Source organism: Vibrio sp. YT-19(2023), from assembly GCF_033337395.1.
In genome coordinates, this window is sequence record NZ_JAWOQN010000009.1 from 19,523 (window position 1) to 32,670 (window position 13,148).

At 44.3% G+C, this 13,148-nt stretch carries 10 protein-coding genes; 5 read left to right on the top strand and 5 right to left on the bottom strand.

Annotated features, from left to right (window positions below):
- The first annotated feature begins 51 nt into the window (after positions 1–51).
- Both R7E78_RS08530 and R7E78_RS08535 read left to right on the top strand, forming a co-directional pair.
- Positions 52–1,185, top strand: a complete 1,134-nt coding sequence (locus tag R7E78_RS08530; protein WP_130546530.1) for a flagellin — start codon at positions 52–54, stop codon at positions 1,183–1,185.
- A 116-nt stretch (positions 1,186–1,301) separates the two neighbouring features.
- A complete protein-coding gene (locus tag R7E78_RS08535; RefSeq protein WP_017819971.1) occupies positions 1,302–2,426 on the top strand; it encodes a flagellin in 1,125 nt (374 codons plus the stop codon).
- Positions 2,427–2,522: 96 nt separating this feature from the next.
- On the opposite strand, the gene crr is transcribed toward R7E78_RS08535, so the two are convergent.
- The 5 genes from crr to cysZ all read right to left on the bottom strand — a co-directional run bounded on the left by crr (position 2,523) and on the right by cysZ (position 7,453).
- On the bottom strand, positions 2,523–3,032 hold the full coding sequence (gene crr / locus R7E78_RS08540) for a PTS glucose transporter subunit IIA (RefSeq protein ID WP_005382041.1): 510 nt from the start codon (positions 3,030–3,032) through the stop codon (positions 2,523–2,525).
- A 121-nt stretch (positions 3,033–3,153) separates the two neighbouring features.
- Complete coding sequence (ptsI, locus tag R7E78_RS08545) at positions 3,154–4,878, bottom strand: phosphoenolpyruvate-protein phosphotransferase PtsI (protein WP_005389298.1); 1,725 nt, start codon at positions 4,876–4,878, stop codon at positions 3,154–3,156.
- Between the two features lie 140 nt (positions 4,879–5,018).
- A complete protein-coding gene (locus R7E78_RS08550) occupies positions 5,019–5,276 on the bottom strand; it encodes an HPr family phosphocarrier protein (RefSeq protein ID WP_005382043.1) in 258 nt (85 codons plus the stop codon).
- A gap of 300 nt (positions 5,277–5,576) precedes the next feature.
- The gene (cysK, locus tag R7E78_RS08555) at positions 5,577–6,545 is read right to left on the bottom strand and encodes a cysteine synthase A (protein ID WP_047009545.1); all 969 of its coding nucleotides are present in this window, start codon (positions 6,543–6,545) and stop codon (positions 5,577–5,579) included.
- 164 nt (positions 6,546–6,709) lie between these two features.
- Complete coding sequence (cysZ, locus tag R7E78_RS08560) at positions 6,710–7,453, bottom strand: sulfate transporter CysZ (protein WP_134648072.1); 744 nt, start codon at positions 7,451–7,453, stop codon at positions 6,710–6,712.
- Positions 7,454–7,704: 251 nt separating this feature from the next.
- Between cysZ and zipA the strand changes: the two genes are divergently transcribed.
- The 3 genes from zipA (at position 7,705) to R7E78_RS08575 (ending at position 12,684) form a co-directional block, all read left to right on the top strand.
- On the top strand, positions 7,705–8,661 hold the full coding sequence (gene zipA / locus R7E78_RS08565; protein WP_318057844.1) for a cell division protein ZipA: 957 nt from the start codon (positions 7,705–7,707) through the stop codon (positions 8,659–8,661).
- Between the two features lie 90 nt (positions 8,662–8,751).
- Positions 8,752–10,764, top strand: a complete 2,013-nt coding sequence (gene ligA, locus R7E78_RS08570; RefSeq protein ID WP_318057845.1) for an NAD-dependent DNA ligase LigA — start codon at positions 8,752–8,754, stop codon at positions 10,762–10,764.
- 510 nt (positions 10,765–11,274) lie between these two features.
- The gene (locus tag R7E78_RS08575; RefSeq protein WP_005382055.1) at positions 11,275–12,684 is read left to right on the top strand and encodes a hypothetical protein; all 1,410 of its coding nucleotides are present in this window, start codon (positions 11,275–11,277) and stop codon (positions 12,682–12,684) included.
- Positions 12,685–13,148 lie beyond the last annotated feature (464 nt).

Genomic DNA, 13,148 nt, shown 5'->3' on the forward strand with positions numbered 1-13,148 from the left:
TTCCGAGACGTCGGAAACCGCTACACCGGAAAATCAATTGGAGAAATCACCATGGCAGTGAATGTAAACACTAACGTATCAGCGATGACCGCTCAGCGTTACCTAAACAACGCAAACTCAGCTCAACAAACTTCTATGGAGCGTTTGTCTTCGGGTTTTAAAATCAACAGCGCAAAAGATGACGCTGCGGGTCTACAAATCTCGAACCGTTTGAACGTACAAAGCCGTGGTTTGGATGTAGCGGTTCGCAACGCGAACGACGGTATCTCGATTGCACAAACTGCTGAAGGTGCAATGAATGAGACCACTAATATTCTTCAACGTATGCGTGACTTGTCTCTACAATCAGCAAACGGCTCAAACTCGAAATCAGAGCGTGTGGCGATTCAAGAAGAAGTGACCGCGCTAAACGACGAACTAAACCGTATCGCAGAAACAACCTCTTTCGGTGGTAACAAGCTGCTAAACGGTACTCACGGTGCGAAATCGTTCCAAATCGGTGCGGATAACGGCGAAGCGGTAATGCTTGAGCTAAAAGACATGCGCTCAGACAACAAAATGATGGGCGGTGTAAGCTACCAAGCAGAAAGCGGTAAAGGTAAAGATTGGAACGTTGCCCAAGGCAAGAATGACCTAAAAATCAACCTAACGGACAGCTACGGCCAAGAGCAAGAAATCAACATCAGCGCAAAAGCGGGTGACGATATCGAAGAGCTTGCGACTTACATTAACGGCCAAACTGACCTAGTGAAAGCATCAGTAGACCAAGATGGTAAACTGCAAATCTTCGCTGGCAACAACAAAGTTGAGGGCGAGGTCGAGTTTTCAGGTGGTCTATCTGGTGAACTAGGTTTGGGCGAAGGCAAAAAGGTAACGGTAGATACTATCGACGTAACCTCAGTTGGTGGCGCACAAGAATCTGTTGCCATCATCGATGCGGCACTGAAATATGTAGACAGCCACCGCGCAGAGCTAGGTGCTTTCCAGAACCGTTTCAACCACGCAATCAGCAACTTGGACAACATTAACGAGAACGTGAATGCGTCGAAGAGCCGTATCAAAGATACAGATTTCGCGAAAGAAACGACGGCAATGACCAAATCACAAATTCTATCGCAAGCGTCAAGCTCAATCCTTGCGCAAGCGAAACAAGCTCCTAACTCAGCGCTAAGTCTGCTAGGTTAATCAATTTAACAAAGCAAGAAACCAAAGCCAGGCTCATCCCTGGCTTTTTGCTTATTGGCTATAACGATTCAGATGTGTCCTGACAGTATGTTCGATAAGGCATTCATATCGATTAGATGATCTCTTTAAATTCCAATGTTTCTGCGATGGTGGCGCAGAGACACCTGAGTCAAGCAGCTGCGCAAAATGTTGAGTCACAACGCAACCTAACTTCGGGGTTTCGAATCAACTCGGCGAGCGATGATGCGGCAGGTTTACAGATATCGAATACTCTCCATGTACAAACGAGAGGGCTTGATGTCGCCTTAAGAAATGCGCACGACGCTTTTTCTGTTGCTCAAACAGCGGAGGGAGCATTGCACGAAAGCAGTGACATATTGCAACGCTTACGCTCTCTGGGGCTTCAAGCAGCAAACGGCAGTTATGACTCAAGTGATCGGCAAAGTATTCAATATGAGGTCGTAGCGCTGCAAGATGAGCTTGATCGTGTCGCGATCACGACAACATTTGCGGATAAAAACCTGTTTGATGGATCTTACGGTTCACAAAGTTTCCATATTGGCGCGAACGCTAATTCAATCTCTTTGACGTTACGTAACATGCGTAGCCATATCCCAGAGATGGGAGGGCAGCATTATGTTGGTGATGCGGTCGATAAAGATTGGCGAGTCACTAAAGATAACCAAACCCTAAAAGTCGAATACCAAGACAGTAAAGGGCAAACCCAAACGGAATCCATTGGACTCAAATTGGGTGACCGTATAGAACAGGTCGCCACTTACATCAATGCTCAACAATCGATAGTGAATGCTTCAGTAACGGAAAACAACGAACTGCAATTCTTCGCTTCTACGATGAAGGCGCCAGAGGGTGTGGTTCTCGAAGGGAGTTTAGCGGATGAGCTTGATGTGAGCGCTGGTCAATTAGTCACAATGGATGACATCGATATGTCGACGGCAGGTAAGGCGCAGCTTTCAATTGGGGTGATTGATGCAGCAATTAAGTATGTTGATTCGCACCGGAGTGAAATTGGCAGCTTTCAGAACCGTGTAAACGGCTCGATGGATAACTTAAATACTGTGAATCGGAGTGTTACAGAATCCAAGAGTCGAATAAGAGATACAGACTTCGCAAGAGAATCTACGGAAATGGTGCGTTCTCAAGTGCTCCAAGATGCGACAACTGCATTACTCGCTCAAGCGAAGCAAAGGCAGAGTTCGGCACTTGGATTACTTAGCTGAGCGGATTTCATTGATGTAAGTCGATCAGAAACAAAATTTCAGGTAATAAAAAACGCTGCCAATGGCAGCGTTTTTTCGTGTTCGATTAAGTAAAAATTACTTAGTTACACGTAGAACTGGAGTTTCACCAACAGTTACAGAACCAGAAAGCTTGTTTAGCTCTTTGATTTCGTCCATGTTAGAGATAACAACTGGAGTTAGCGTTGACTTCGCTTTCTCTTCTAGAAGAGCTAGATCGAATTCAATTACAGTGTCGCCAGCTTTAACAGTTTGACCTTCTTCAGCGATACGCGTGAAGCCTTCGCCTTTTAGTTCAACTGTGTCGATACCGAAGTGAACGAAAAGCTCAACACCGTCGTCAGACTCGATAGAGAACGCGTGATTAGTTTCGAAGATCTTACCGATAGTACCGTTTACAGGAGCTACCATTTTGTTGCCTGCTGGCTTGATAGCAATACCGTCACCAACGATTTTCTCAGCGAAAACAACATCTGGCACGTCTTCGATGTTTACAATCTCACCAGAAAGTGGCGCGATGATTTCGATAGCACCAGCGTCAGCGCTGTCATCAGATACAAGCTTCTTAAGTTTGTCAAACAGACCCATTGTGTCATGCTCCTAAGGTTTGGTTTTATTCTGTCGAATTATAGTATACCAATATAGCTCATTAGACGACTTTTTTCGCCGTCTAATGGCCATTAAGTATTGAATTACTTGGTACTACCGATTACTGAGCTTTCTCAGCAATAAACTTTTCTACCACGGCTTCGATTTCTTCTGCTGTCGGTAGAGAAAGGGCTTCTTCAGCCATTGCTTTCACTTCTGCGAAGTTAGAGTTACGAACTACTTTCTTCACTTTAGGGATAGAGATACCGCTCATTGAGAACTCGTCCAGACCCATACCTAGAAGTAGAAGTGTTGCACGCTCGTCACCTGCAAGTTCACCACACATACCAGTCCATTTACCTTCTGCGTGAGAAGCGTCGATAACTTGCTTGATCACTGTAAGTACAGCTGGTGATAGTGGGTTGTATAGGTGAGAAATCATCTCGTTACCACGGTCAACCGCTAGCGTGTACTGAGTTAGGTCGTTTGTACCGATAGAGAAGAAAGACACTTCCTTCGCTAAGTGGTGTGCGATCGCAGCAGCAGCAGGAGTTTCAACCATAACACCGATTTCGATGTTTTCGTCGAACGCGTGGCCTTCAGCGCGTAGCTCTTCTTTGTACTCTTCGATCGCTTTCTTAAGCTCACGGATTTCTTCGACAGAGATGATCATTGGGAACATGATACGCAGTTTGCCGTGTGCAGAAGCACGTAGGATGCCACGTAGCTGATCACGAAGGATTTCACGACGATCTAGACTGATACGTACAGCGCGCCAACCTAGGAATGGGTTCATCTCTTTTGGAAGATCCATGTATGGGAGATCTTTATCGCCGCCGATATCCATAGTACGGATGATCACAGCTTGACCGTTCATTGCTTCCGCAACTTCTTTGTACGCTTGGTACTGTTCTTCTTCAGTTGGTAGCGCAGTACGGTCCATAAATAGGAATTCAGTACGGTACAGACCAACACCTTCACCGCCGTTACGAAGGATACCGTCACAGTCTTTCACTGTACCGATGTTACCGCAAACTTCTACACGGTGACCGTCAGTCGTTTCTGCGTGTAGGTCTTTCAGTTTCGCTAGCTCTTCTTTTTCAGCTAGGAATGCTGCTTTAACCGCTTTCGCTTCTTCTAGCTCAGCTTCTGATGGGTTAACAACAATCTTGTTGTTCATTGCGTCAAGAATCAGCATGTCGCCATTCTTAACTTTCTTCGTGATGTCGTTAGTACCAACGATAGCTGGAAGCTCAAGTGAGCGAGCCATGATTGAAGTGTGAGATGTACGACCACCGATATCACAAGCAAAACCAAGTACGTAGTCTAGGTTAATTTGTGCCGTTTCAGATGGCGTTAGGTCGTAAGCAACTAGGATAACTTCTTCATTGATGTCGCTAAGCGAAACAATGTTGATACCCAGTGCGTTTTTCACAAAACGAGAACCGATATCGCGGATGTCAGTTGCACGTTCTTTTAGGTATTCGTCATCTAGTGACTCAAGAGCACATGCTTGCTCTTCGATAACTGAGTGGATAGCGTGATCCGCAGTCATCTTGTCGTTTTTGATAAGTGCTAGGATCTCTTCTTCTAGCTCTTCGTCTTCAAGAAGCATGATGTGACCTTCAAAGATCGCTTCTTTTTCTTCACCAAACGTTTCAAGCGCTTTTTGCTTGATAGTTTCTAGCTGAGCTGCAGATTTGTTACGAGCGTCGAAGAAACGCTGAACTTCAGCTTCTACTTGATCGTCAGAAATAGTGTTTGTGTTTAGGACAATTTCATCTTCTTGAAGTAGTAGTGCTTTACCGATTGCAATACCAGGAGATGCTAGGATGCCTGAAATCATAGCCTTACCTTAAGTTTGGTCAACTTTATAAAACGGGAGAATAATGGGTGCGCTAACGAATAGTTTTAGCTTAGTTTTGAGCCTATTTCCAACGAAGCCATTTTGCTTTCACAAAATGGCTTCTGGAGTAGGAGACCGGATTAGTGTAGTTGGTCCATTAGAGCAACTAGGTGGTCAACTGCTTGCTGAGCTTGTGGGCCTTCAGCAGAAATAGTTACTTGAGTACCTTTTACTAGGCCTAGTGTTTGTAGTTTGAATAGGCTCTTAGCGCTAGCGCTTTTACCGTTAGAAGTCACAGTGATGTCTGCGTCGAATGCTTTTGCTTCTTTAACAAACTGTGCAGCTGGACGAGTGTGAAGGCCGTTTTCTGCTGTGATTTCTACTTGCTTCTCGTACATGTGATATACCCCAATAAATGTATTTTTTTGTTAGTTTGTGACTAGATTTTAGCTTAACTGCTTTACATCTTGTGCGCTAGCACGGGAAGAGTTCAAAGCGCGTCAGTTCTGATACTAGTCAAAAGTTTGGTAACTACGCAACTGTTTGCGTGCGTAATCACTTTGAAACCTTTTTGTGTTCTGCTTCTTTATTTTGAAGCTAGAAATAAAACACCCTGATATTACCAAAGGTAGGGCAGGGATCAACAAAAAAGCCCCTAAACGGGGCTTTTTTAAACTAAAAATTGATTTGAACACATATTATTGTTGGTTCTCTTTTTCGGTAAAGATACCTGCAAAGAGTGCTGTACTTAGGTAACGCTCACCTGAACTTGGTAGAACGGTTACAATTGTTTTTCCTTCAAATTCAGGGAGTTCTGCAAGTCGGTTAGCTGCAACAACAGCCGCACCAGATGAGATACCAGCTAGGATACCTTCCTCTTCCATTAGGCGACGAGCCATCTCAATCGCTTCTTCTGAGGTGACTTGCTCAACACGGTCAATAATGTCTAAATCGAGGTTACCTGGGATAAAACCAGCACCGATACCTTGGATTTTGTGCGGAGCAGGTTGGATTTCTTCTCCAGCAAGTGCTTGTGCAATAACTGGAGACTCTGCTGGCTCAACTGCGACAGAAGTGATGGCTTTGCCTTTTTCACCTTTGATGTAACGGCTTGTACCTGTGATAGTACCGCCCGTACCGACACCAGCAACGAATACGTCGATTTCACCGTCTGTCGCTTCCCAAATCTCAGGGCCCGTAGTCTTTTCGTGGATCTCTGGGTTCGCAGGGTTGTCAAATTGTTGAAGAAGTAGGTATTTCTCAGGGTTGCTTGCTACGATTTCTTCTGCTTTAGCAATCGCCCCTTTCATGCCTTTCGCCGCTTCAGTCAGCTCAAGGTTAGCGCCCAGTGCTTTAAGTAGCTTACGGCGTTCTAGGCTCATTGATTCAGGCATGGTCAATGTTAGCTTGTAACCGCGAGCGGCCGCTACGAATGCTAGAGCAACACCTGTGTTACCACTGGTAGGTTCTACAAGCTCTACACCTGGCTTAAGAAGCCCCGCTTTCTCTGCTTCCCAAATCATGTTTGCACCGATACGGCACTTAACACTGAAGCTAGGGTTACGCGCTTCAATTTTCGCAAGAACTTTGCCGTTGCTTACTTTGTTTAGACGAACGAGAGGTGTATTACCAATAGTAAGAGAGTTATCTTCGTAGATTTTGCTCATAGTGATGTTCCTTCATTACACGTTGTGTGAATATGGATAGAAGAATATGCGGTATGAAAAAAAGGGAAAAGGATTAAAAAGTTATATCTTATTAGGTTGGCCCAGAACTTGATAAAAGAAAAGGGAAAAGCTGGCGCTGATCCCTTTCCTTAATCTCTAGTCGACTATCGTTGGTGCTTAAACTCCGCGACCCACATAGCGGTTGCACCACATATTGCTACAGGCATGACAATGAGGTTCAAAATTGGGATCGTCGTAAACACAGACACCAATACCCCAAAGCCATAGGCCTTACCTTGCTTTTGTTTCAATTTGTAACGCATGTCGTTAAATGGGATTTTATGGTTATCAAACGGGTAGTCACAATATTGAATCGCGAGCATCCAGGCGGTAAAGATAAACCATAAAAATGGGCCTACTGTTTGTCCAAGGGCAGGGATGAGCAATAACAGGAATAGGCCTATTGCTTTAGGTAAGATGTAAAGCAGCTTTCTCCACTCACGAGCTAAAACGCGAGGAATATCTTTCAGGACGGCAGTGAAACCATCATCATTTACTTTTTGTCCCGTTAAGTACTCTTCCACTTTTTCAGCTAAGAGGCCATTGAATGGCGCGGCGATAAAGTTCGCGAGTGTGCTGAAAAAATAGGAGAAGGTAGCGAGTATTGTCAGAGCGAGTAAAGGCCAAAGAATGTAAGTTAACCAGGATAAAAACTCAGGCAGCTGCCCAATCCAGTCTTCGATCCATATATTAAGGTTTGAAAATAGATAGAAGATGGCACCACCCACAAGCAAGATATTTGCAAGTAGAGGTAAGATGACAAAGCGCCTGATTTTGGGGGCAAGTGCCAATTGTATCCCGTATAGAAAATAACCGAATCCGGTTCTCTGCTGATTGTTTTGCTTCATGTCTATTTTGGCTTCGTGTAAATGAAAACTCATTGTACCTGTGAGGACTTTTCTTTCAATGCCCTGACAAATGACGTCTTGTTAAGTGGAATCGTGGCAAGAATCACAACAAAAAACGGAACTTCTTGCATTAAGTTGTTCTAAATCTACATATAGTTTTGGTAAAGTAAACGTATCATTCAGATTTATTGCACTTGGGTTGCTGCTCAAGGAACTGCGAGTAGTAAAAACAAGTATATTGAGAGTAAATAATGCAGGAATTGCGATTCGTACTCATTGTTGTTGGCGCATTAGCCATCGCGTCATTGCTGTTTCATGGTTTGTGGAGCAGTAAAAAAGAAGGCAAAGCAAAGTTTGGTAACAAGCCACTTGGTAAGCTGGATGTTGACCAAGAAGACAAAAATGATCTTGTCGAGAAAGAACGAGACTTCGCTCCCGCTCCTGAAGATGACTTTGAGATCATTCGTAAAGATCGCAAAGAGCCAGATTTTGGGATGGCGAGTTCTTTCGACAACAAGTTTGAATCTGACCCGTTATTCGGTGGTCCATCTGAAGTAACACAGACGCAGCAGGAGCCGGATGACATCCCTTCATTTGTTGCAGAAAAAGATAAAGAAGAGGACGTTGAGCCTGTCGTTCAAGCACCAGTAGCTGAAGAGCCATTCCAGCCTGCTGTGGAAGAAGAAGCTATTCCCGCCGCGTTTGATATTACGGAGAAAGAACAGCAAGTCGAAACGGTTAGTGAGCCTGTCGTTGCAGAGCCTAAGGAAGAGCCAAAGCCAGAACCTGAAATGCAAGTGATTGTATTGAATGTGCACTGTGCGGGTGAAGAGCCATTTGTTGGTACTGCTTTATTTGAGAGTATGCAACAAAACGGCTTAATTTATGGCGAGATGGATATTTTCCACCGTCATGTCGACTTGTCCGGTAACGGCAAAGTGCTGTTTAGCGTCGCTAATATGATGCACCCTGGTACGTTTGAGCATGCTGATCCTGCTGAGTTTACAACGAAGGGTATTTCATTCTTCATGACATTGCCTTGTTATGGCGAGGCTGAACAGAACTTCAACTTAATGCTCCGAACTGCGCAGCAAATTGCTGATGATTTAGGTGGCAACGTTCTTGATGACCAGCGTAACTTAATGACGCCAGATCGTTTAGCATCTTATCGACGTCAAATAGTTGAGTTTAATGCCGCTAACGCATAATCTTAACAGCAAATAATAATAGGGCTCCGGATGGAGCCCTTTTTCTTGAATTTCCCAACCTCACCGATTAAAAATACACGGGGCTTTACTATGTCTGAATCAGTACTTCAGCGACTAGAAGAACTAAAAGAGTCGTTGCATTACCACGCTGTGCGTTACTACGTGGAAGATAACCCAGAGATCCCTGATGCCGAGTACGACCGTTTAATGCGAGAGTTACTGGATATTGAAGCTGAGAACCCTGACTTAATAACCGTAGACTCGCCAAGCCAACGTGTCGGTGGACAACCTCTCTCTGCGTTTAGCCAAGTGACACATGAAGTACCGATGCTTTCGCTTGATAACGCGTTTGATGATAGTGAACTTGATAGTTTCCACAAGCGCGCGCAAGAGCGCGTGGGAAGCCAGAGTGTGAAAGAATACTGTTGTGAGCCTAAATTGGATGGACTCGCCGTAAGTTTGTTATATGAGAATGGCGTATTAGTTCAGGCGGCCACTCGAGGCGATGGTACTGCGGGTGAAAACATCACAGAGAATGTGCGTACGATTAAAGCCATTCCTTTAAAACTCAGGGGTAATGACTGGCCAAATCGTCTTGAAGTTCGTGGTGAAGTCTTTATGCCGAAAGCTGGGTTTGATAAGCTCAATGAATTAGCAAGGAAGAAAGGCGAGAAAATCTTTGTTAATCCACGTAACGCTGCGGCAGGTAGCTTACGACAATTGGATTCACGTATTACGGCTTCTCGTCCGCTTAGCTTCTATGCATACAGTGTAGGCGTGGTGCAAGGCGCAGAATTGGCAGCAAGTCATTACGAACGCTTTTTGCAAATCAAATCTTGGGGGCTGCCAATGTGTCCGGAAACTAAGCGAGTTGAAAGCTTGGCGGATGTAAAAGCTTACTACCAAGATATATTGCAGCGTCGTGATGCCCTCCCTTATGAGATCGATGGTGTCGTTATTAAAATTGACGATATTGCCGTGCAAGAGCGTCTGGGGTTTGTTGCTCGCGCTCCACGTTGGGCGATTGCCTACAAATTCCCAGCTCAGGAAGAAATGACGACACTGAATGAAGTGGAGTTCCAAGTCGGTCGCACTGGTGCGATTACACCTGTTGCTAAACTAGAGCCTGTATTTGTTGGTGGGGTAACGGTAAGTAATGCGACGCTTCATAACGCAGATGAGATAGAACGTCTGCAAGTCAAGATTGGTGATCACGTTGTGATCCGCCGTGCTGGCGATGTTATTCCCCAAGTCGTTTCTGTCATCAAAGAGCGTCGACCAGAAACAGCTCGAGATATTGTTTTCCCAACTCAGTGTCCTGTTTGTGGTTCGCATGTTGAGCGGATCGAAGGAGAAGCGGTAACACGTTGTATGGGGGGCTTAGTTTGCCAAGCACAACGCAAACAAGCGCTAAAACACTTTGTTTCTCGTAAAGCGTTAGACGTTGACGGTTTAGGCGATAAAGTGATCGAGCAGCTTGTTGACCGTGAGATGGTGAAAACTCCTGCTGACTTATTTAAGTTATCTGCGGGGGTTTTAACCGTACTAGATCGCATGGGGCCAAAGTCTGCGCAGAATATTGTGAATGCGTTAGAAAAATCCAAAGAAACGACTTTACCTCGGTTTTTGTATTCACTGGGGATCCGTGAAGTTGGCGAGGCAACCGCAGCAAACTTAGCAATGCACTTTAAAACGTTGGGAGCGATCCAAAATGCTACCGAAGAGCAGTTGATTGAAGTGCAAGACATCGGTGCTGTGGTTGCTCAACATATTACGACTTTCTTTAGTGAAGAACAGAACCAAGCGGTGGTTAAAGATTTGCTTGAACAAGGGATACACTGGCCAGAGATTAATACTACTGAGCAGGTGGGGGAATTACCATTAGAAGGTAAGACGGTCGTATTGACAGGAACACTTTCTCAATTAGGTCGCACAGAGGCTAAAGAAGCCCTCCAATCCCTAGGTGCAAAAGTGACAGGTAGTGTTTCTAAGAAAACGGATATTTTGTTTGCTGGTGAAAATGCAGGTTCGAAGTTGGCAAAGGCACAAGAACTGGGTATCGAGATCAAAACAGAACAAGACTTACTCGAATTGATGAATTAAGTCTTCTCAAAAAAGCTAAAAAATAACTAAAAGCCCCGTATGGTAAGCATGCGGGGCTTTTTCTTGTTCATAATTAAGTGTTTTTTTATTGAGTAATTGATGCCTTTGTTCTTTTCAGTGATCAAGATCGAACCTTGGGTTATTGGTTTTTTTGGCTTTTTTAGTCTGCGAGTGACTTCAAGTTGATACTTTCAAGTTGAATTTAAGTGCTTAATTTTAAATGATATTTTATTGCGTTGTGTTGGTGTTGTTAAAAATAAGATCTGGATCAATAAGTTATATGGAACTTTGGAGTGGCTCATATTTTTTTAGAAAAAAAATAAGTTCCATTTGGATGTTTTTAGCTGCGAAGTTAGTCTTAATCACGTGGATACACGGTGTGTATGCAGGAACTAAAAAAAGCCAAATTAGAAATAATGAGGTTTGATCAGGAATTTACTTCTCTCCTTCGGCGGCCAACTAAAGGTGAGATAGAAAAATACAGCTATATCCATTTTTAGGAGTTTTTCCATGGACAAATTTTTTAAGGTTTCAGCGTTAACCGCAGCAATGTTTGGTGTTGTTGCTGTCGCTCCAGCTACAGCGTCTACTGAAAGTGCAGCAGGTGGCGAGTACGTAGAGAAAGTGAACGAATTTATGCAAGACTCAAGTCTGAATGCATTATTCATAGTTGATACTCGTTCACGAACTCGTACAACAGGTAAGCCCGGCGGTGAAAATGGTGACCGTTGGAGTCGTCTAAACTACTCTTCTTACAACGCAATTTTAGACTTCACTTCTGGCTACCACGATGGTTGGGTGGGCGCAGATGTTGCGGCTTACTACTCTGGCGATCTTTACAACGATAGTCTTTACAATTCAAACGAAGGCTACCTATGTAACGAAATCTCAACTTGTAACAACCTAGACTGGGGTGCAGGTGATGGTCAGCAGCTTAAAGTTTACAAAGCAGCGCTGAAATTCAAAGCAAACGAAAACTTTAATGCTCGTTTTGGTATGTTACAGGCTGGAGGTAACGGTACAATCGGTAACGTTTGGAGCTTTGTACCTGGTACTTACCGTGGTTTCGAACTGAACGCTAAACTTGGTGATTTCAACCTAAGCTACTTTGGCGCAGACCAATTTACAGCACCTTGGCTGCTTCACGAAGATGATTACGCACCAGCGCTTTGGTCTGACACTTCATGGAGCTACCTACACTCTCTAGGCCTAAACGGTAACCTAACTGACAGCTTGTTTATGCAACTTGGTTTGGGTCAAGCTACTGGCGTTCAATATGCAAATGGTGTTGACTGGGGTGCAGGTCAAGTAACTAGCTACCACAACGAAACTGACAACACTTCTTACAAGGCTTACTTGAAGTACACTGTTAGTGACCGTACAACTCTAGCATTTGATTTCTACGGTGTTGACGATGATGTGAAATACGATGGTCTAGGTTTCCACACTGGTCTATCTTTGAATCAATCTTTCGGCAAGCTAGCTTGGATGTCTGAGTTGCGCTACACAGACACAGATAACCGTGCGGACTTCGTTCCTCGTACTATTCATACATATGGTATGAACAATGGTACTTGGTCTCAGTGGTGGGACGCGCTATCTGACTGGAACAAAGCGGGTGAGCTAGCATGGTACAACCGTCTATCTTACAACCAAGGTAACGGCTGGAACTACTACCTAGGCTTTGGTTACGGTACTGGCGCTGACTCTGCAGCAAGCGGAGCATCAGGTGACTGGGATTACGAAAGCGAATACGCAGTTAACGCAACAGTATCTTACTCACTACAAAGTGGCGCGCTTAAAGGTTCTACCATTCGTTTACACGGTACAATCCTAGAACGTGATGAGTACGCAGGTGCTGGCGATGCGGATGAAACAGACTTACGTCTACAAGTTCTTATCCCTTACAGCTTCCACTAATACTTAATGGGATAATAAAAGGAGCCGCTAGGCTCCTTTTCTATTTCACTTCTCGGCCGTCGTATATTTTGCAATATAACGGTGGCAACATATGTACATTACCGTTTGGCAACTCACACTTTATCTCTGGGCCTAACGTACGACCACCGGATGCACCATTAGCATTAGTGGTTAACGGAATTATGGCAAAAGATATTACTAATAGACCAGATAAAAATCTCATAATAATCACCTTAATATAAACTTTAAATATCTACGTGCTTGTATAAACCGTGACTACGCAGAAAGGCAAGGTTGAATAGGGCTCTTATATCAAACTAAGCTCTTACTTCTTTACTATTCCCATTCCCCACCTCTAAATCGACACATTTCACTTGGAATATTCGTAACGTCGCCACTTGGCATCTTACATTCGACTATAGGTCCCAAATTAGTTGTACCGCCGTTTCCGTTGTTGTAGGCAA

Bases quoted from the DNA above. Each gene is read 5' to 3' on its own strand.
- R7E78_RS08530 (WP_130546530.1), top strand. From the start codon at position 52: ATGGCAGTGAATGTAAACACTAACGTATCAGCGATGACCGCTCAGCGT.
- R7E78_RS08535 (WP_017819971.1), top strand. From the start codon at position 1,302: ATGATCTCTTTAAATTCCAATGTTTCTGCGATGGTGGCGCAGAGACAC.
- crr (WP_005382041.1), bottom strand. From the start codon at position 3,032: ATGGGTCTGTTTGACAAACTTAAGAAGCTTGTATCTGATGACAGCGCT.
- ptsI (WP_005389298.1), bottom strand. From the start codon at position 4,878: ATGATTTCAGGCATCCTAGCATCTCCTGGTATTGCAATCGGTAAAGCA.
- R7E78_RS08550 (WP_005382043.1), bottom strand. From the start codon at position 5,276: ATGTACGAGAAGCAAGTAGAAATCACAGCAGAAAACGGCCTTCACACT.
- cysK (WP_047009545.1), bottom strand. From the start codon at position 6,545: ATGAGCAAAATCTACGAAGATAACTCTCTTACTATTGGTAATACACCT.
- cysZ (WP_134648072.1), bottom strand. From the start codon at position 7,453: ATGAAGCAAAACAATCAGCAGAGAACCGGATTCGGTTATTTTCTATAC.
- zipA (WP_318057844.1), top strand. From the start codon at position 7,705: ATGCAGGAATTGCGATTCGTACTCATTGTTGTTGGCGCATTAGCCATC.
- ligA (WP_318057845.1), top strand. From the start codon at position 8,752: ATGTCTGAATCAGTACTTCAGCGACTAGAAGAACTAAAAGAGTCGTTG.
- R7E78_RS08575 (WP_005382055.1), top strand. From the start codon at position 11,275: ATGGACAAATTTTTTAAGGTTTCAGCGTTAACCGCAGCAATGTTTGGT.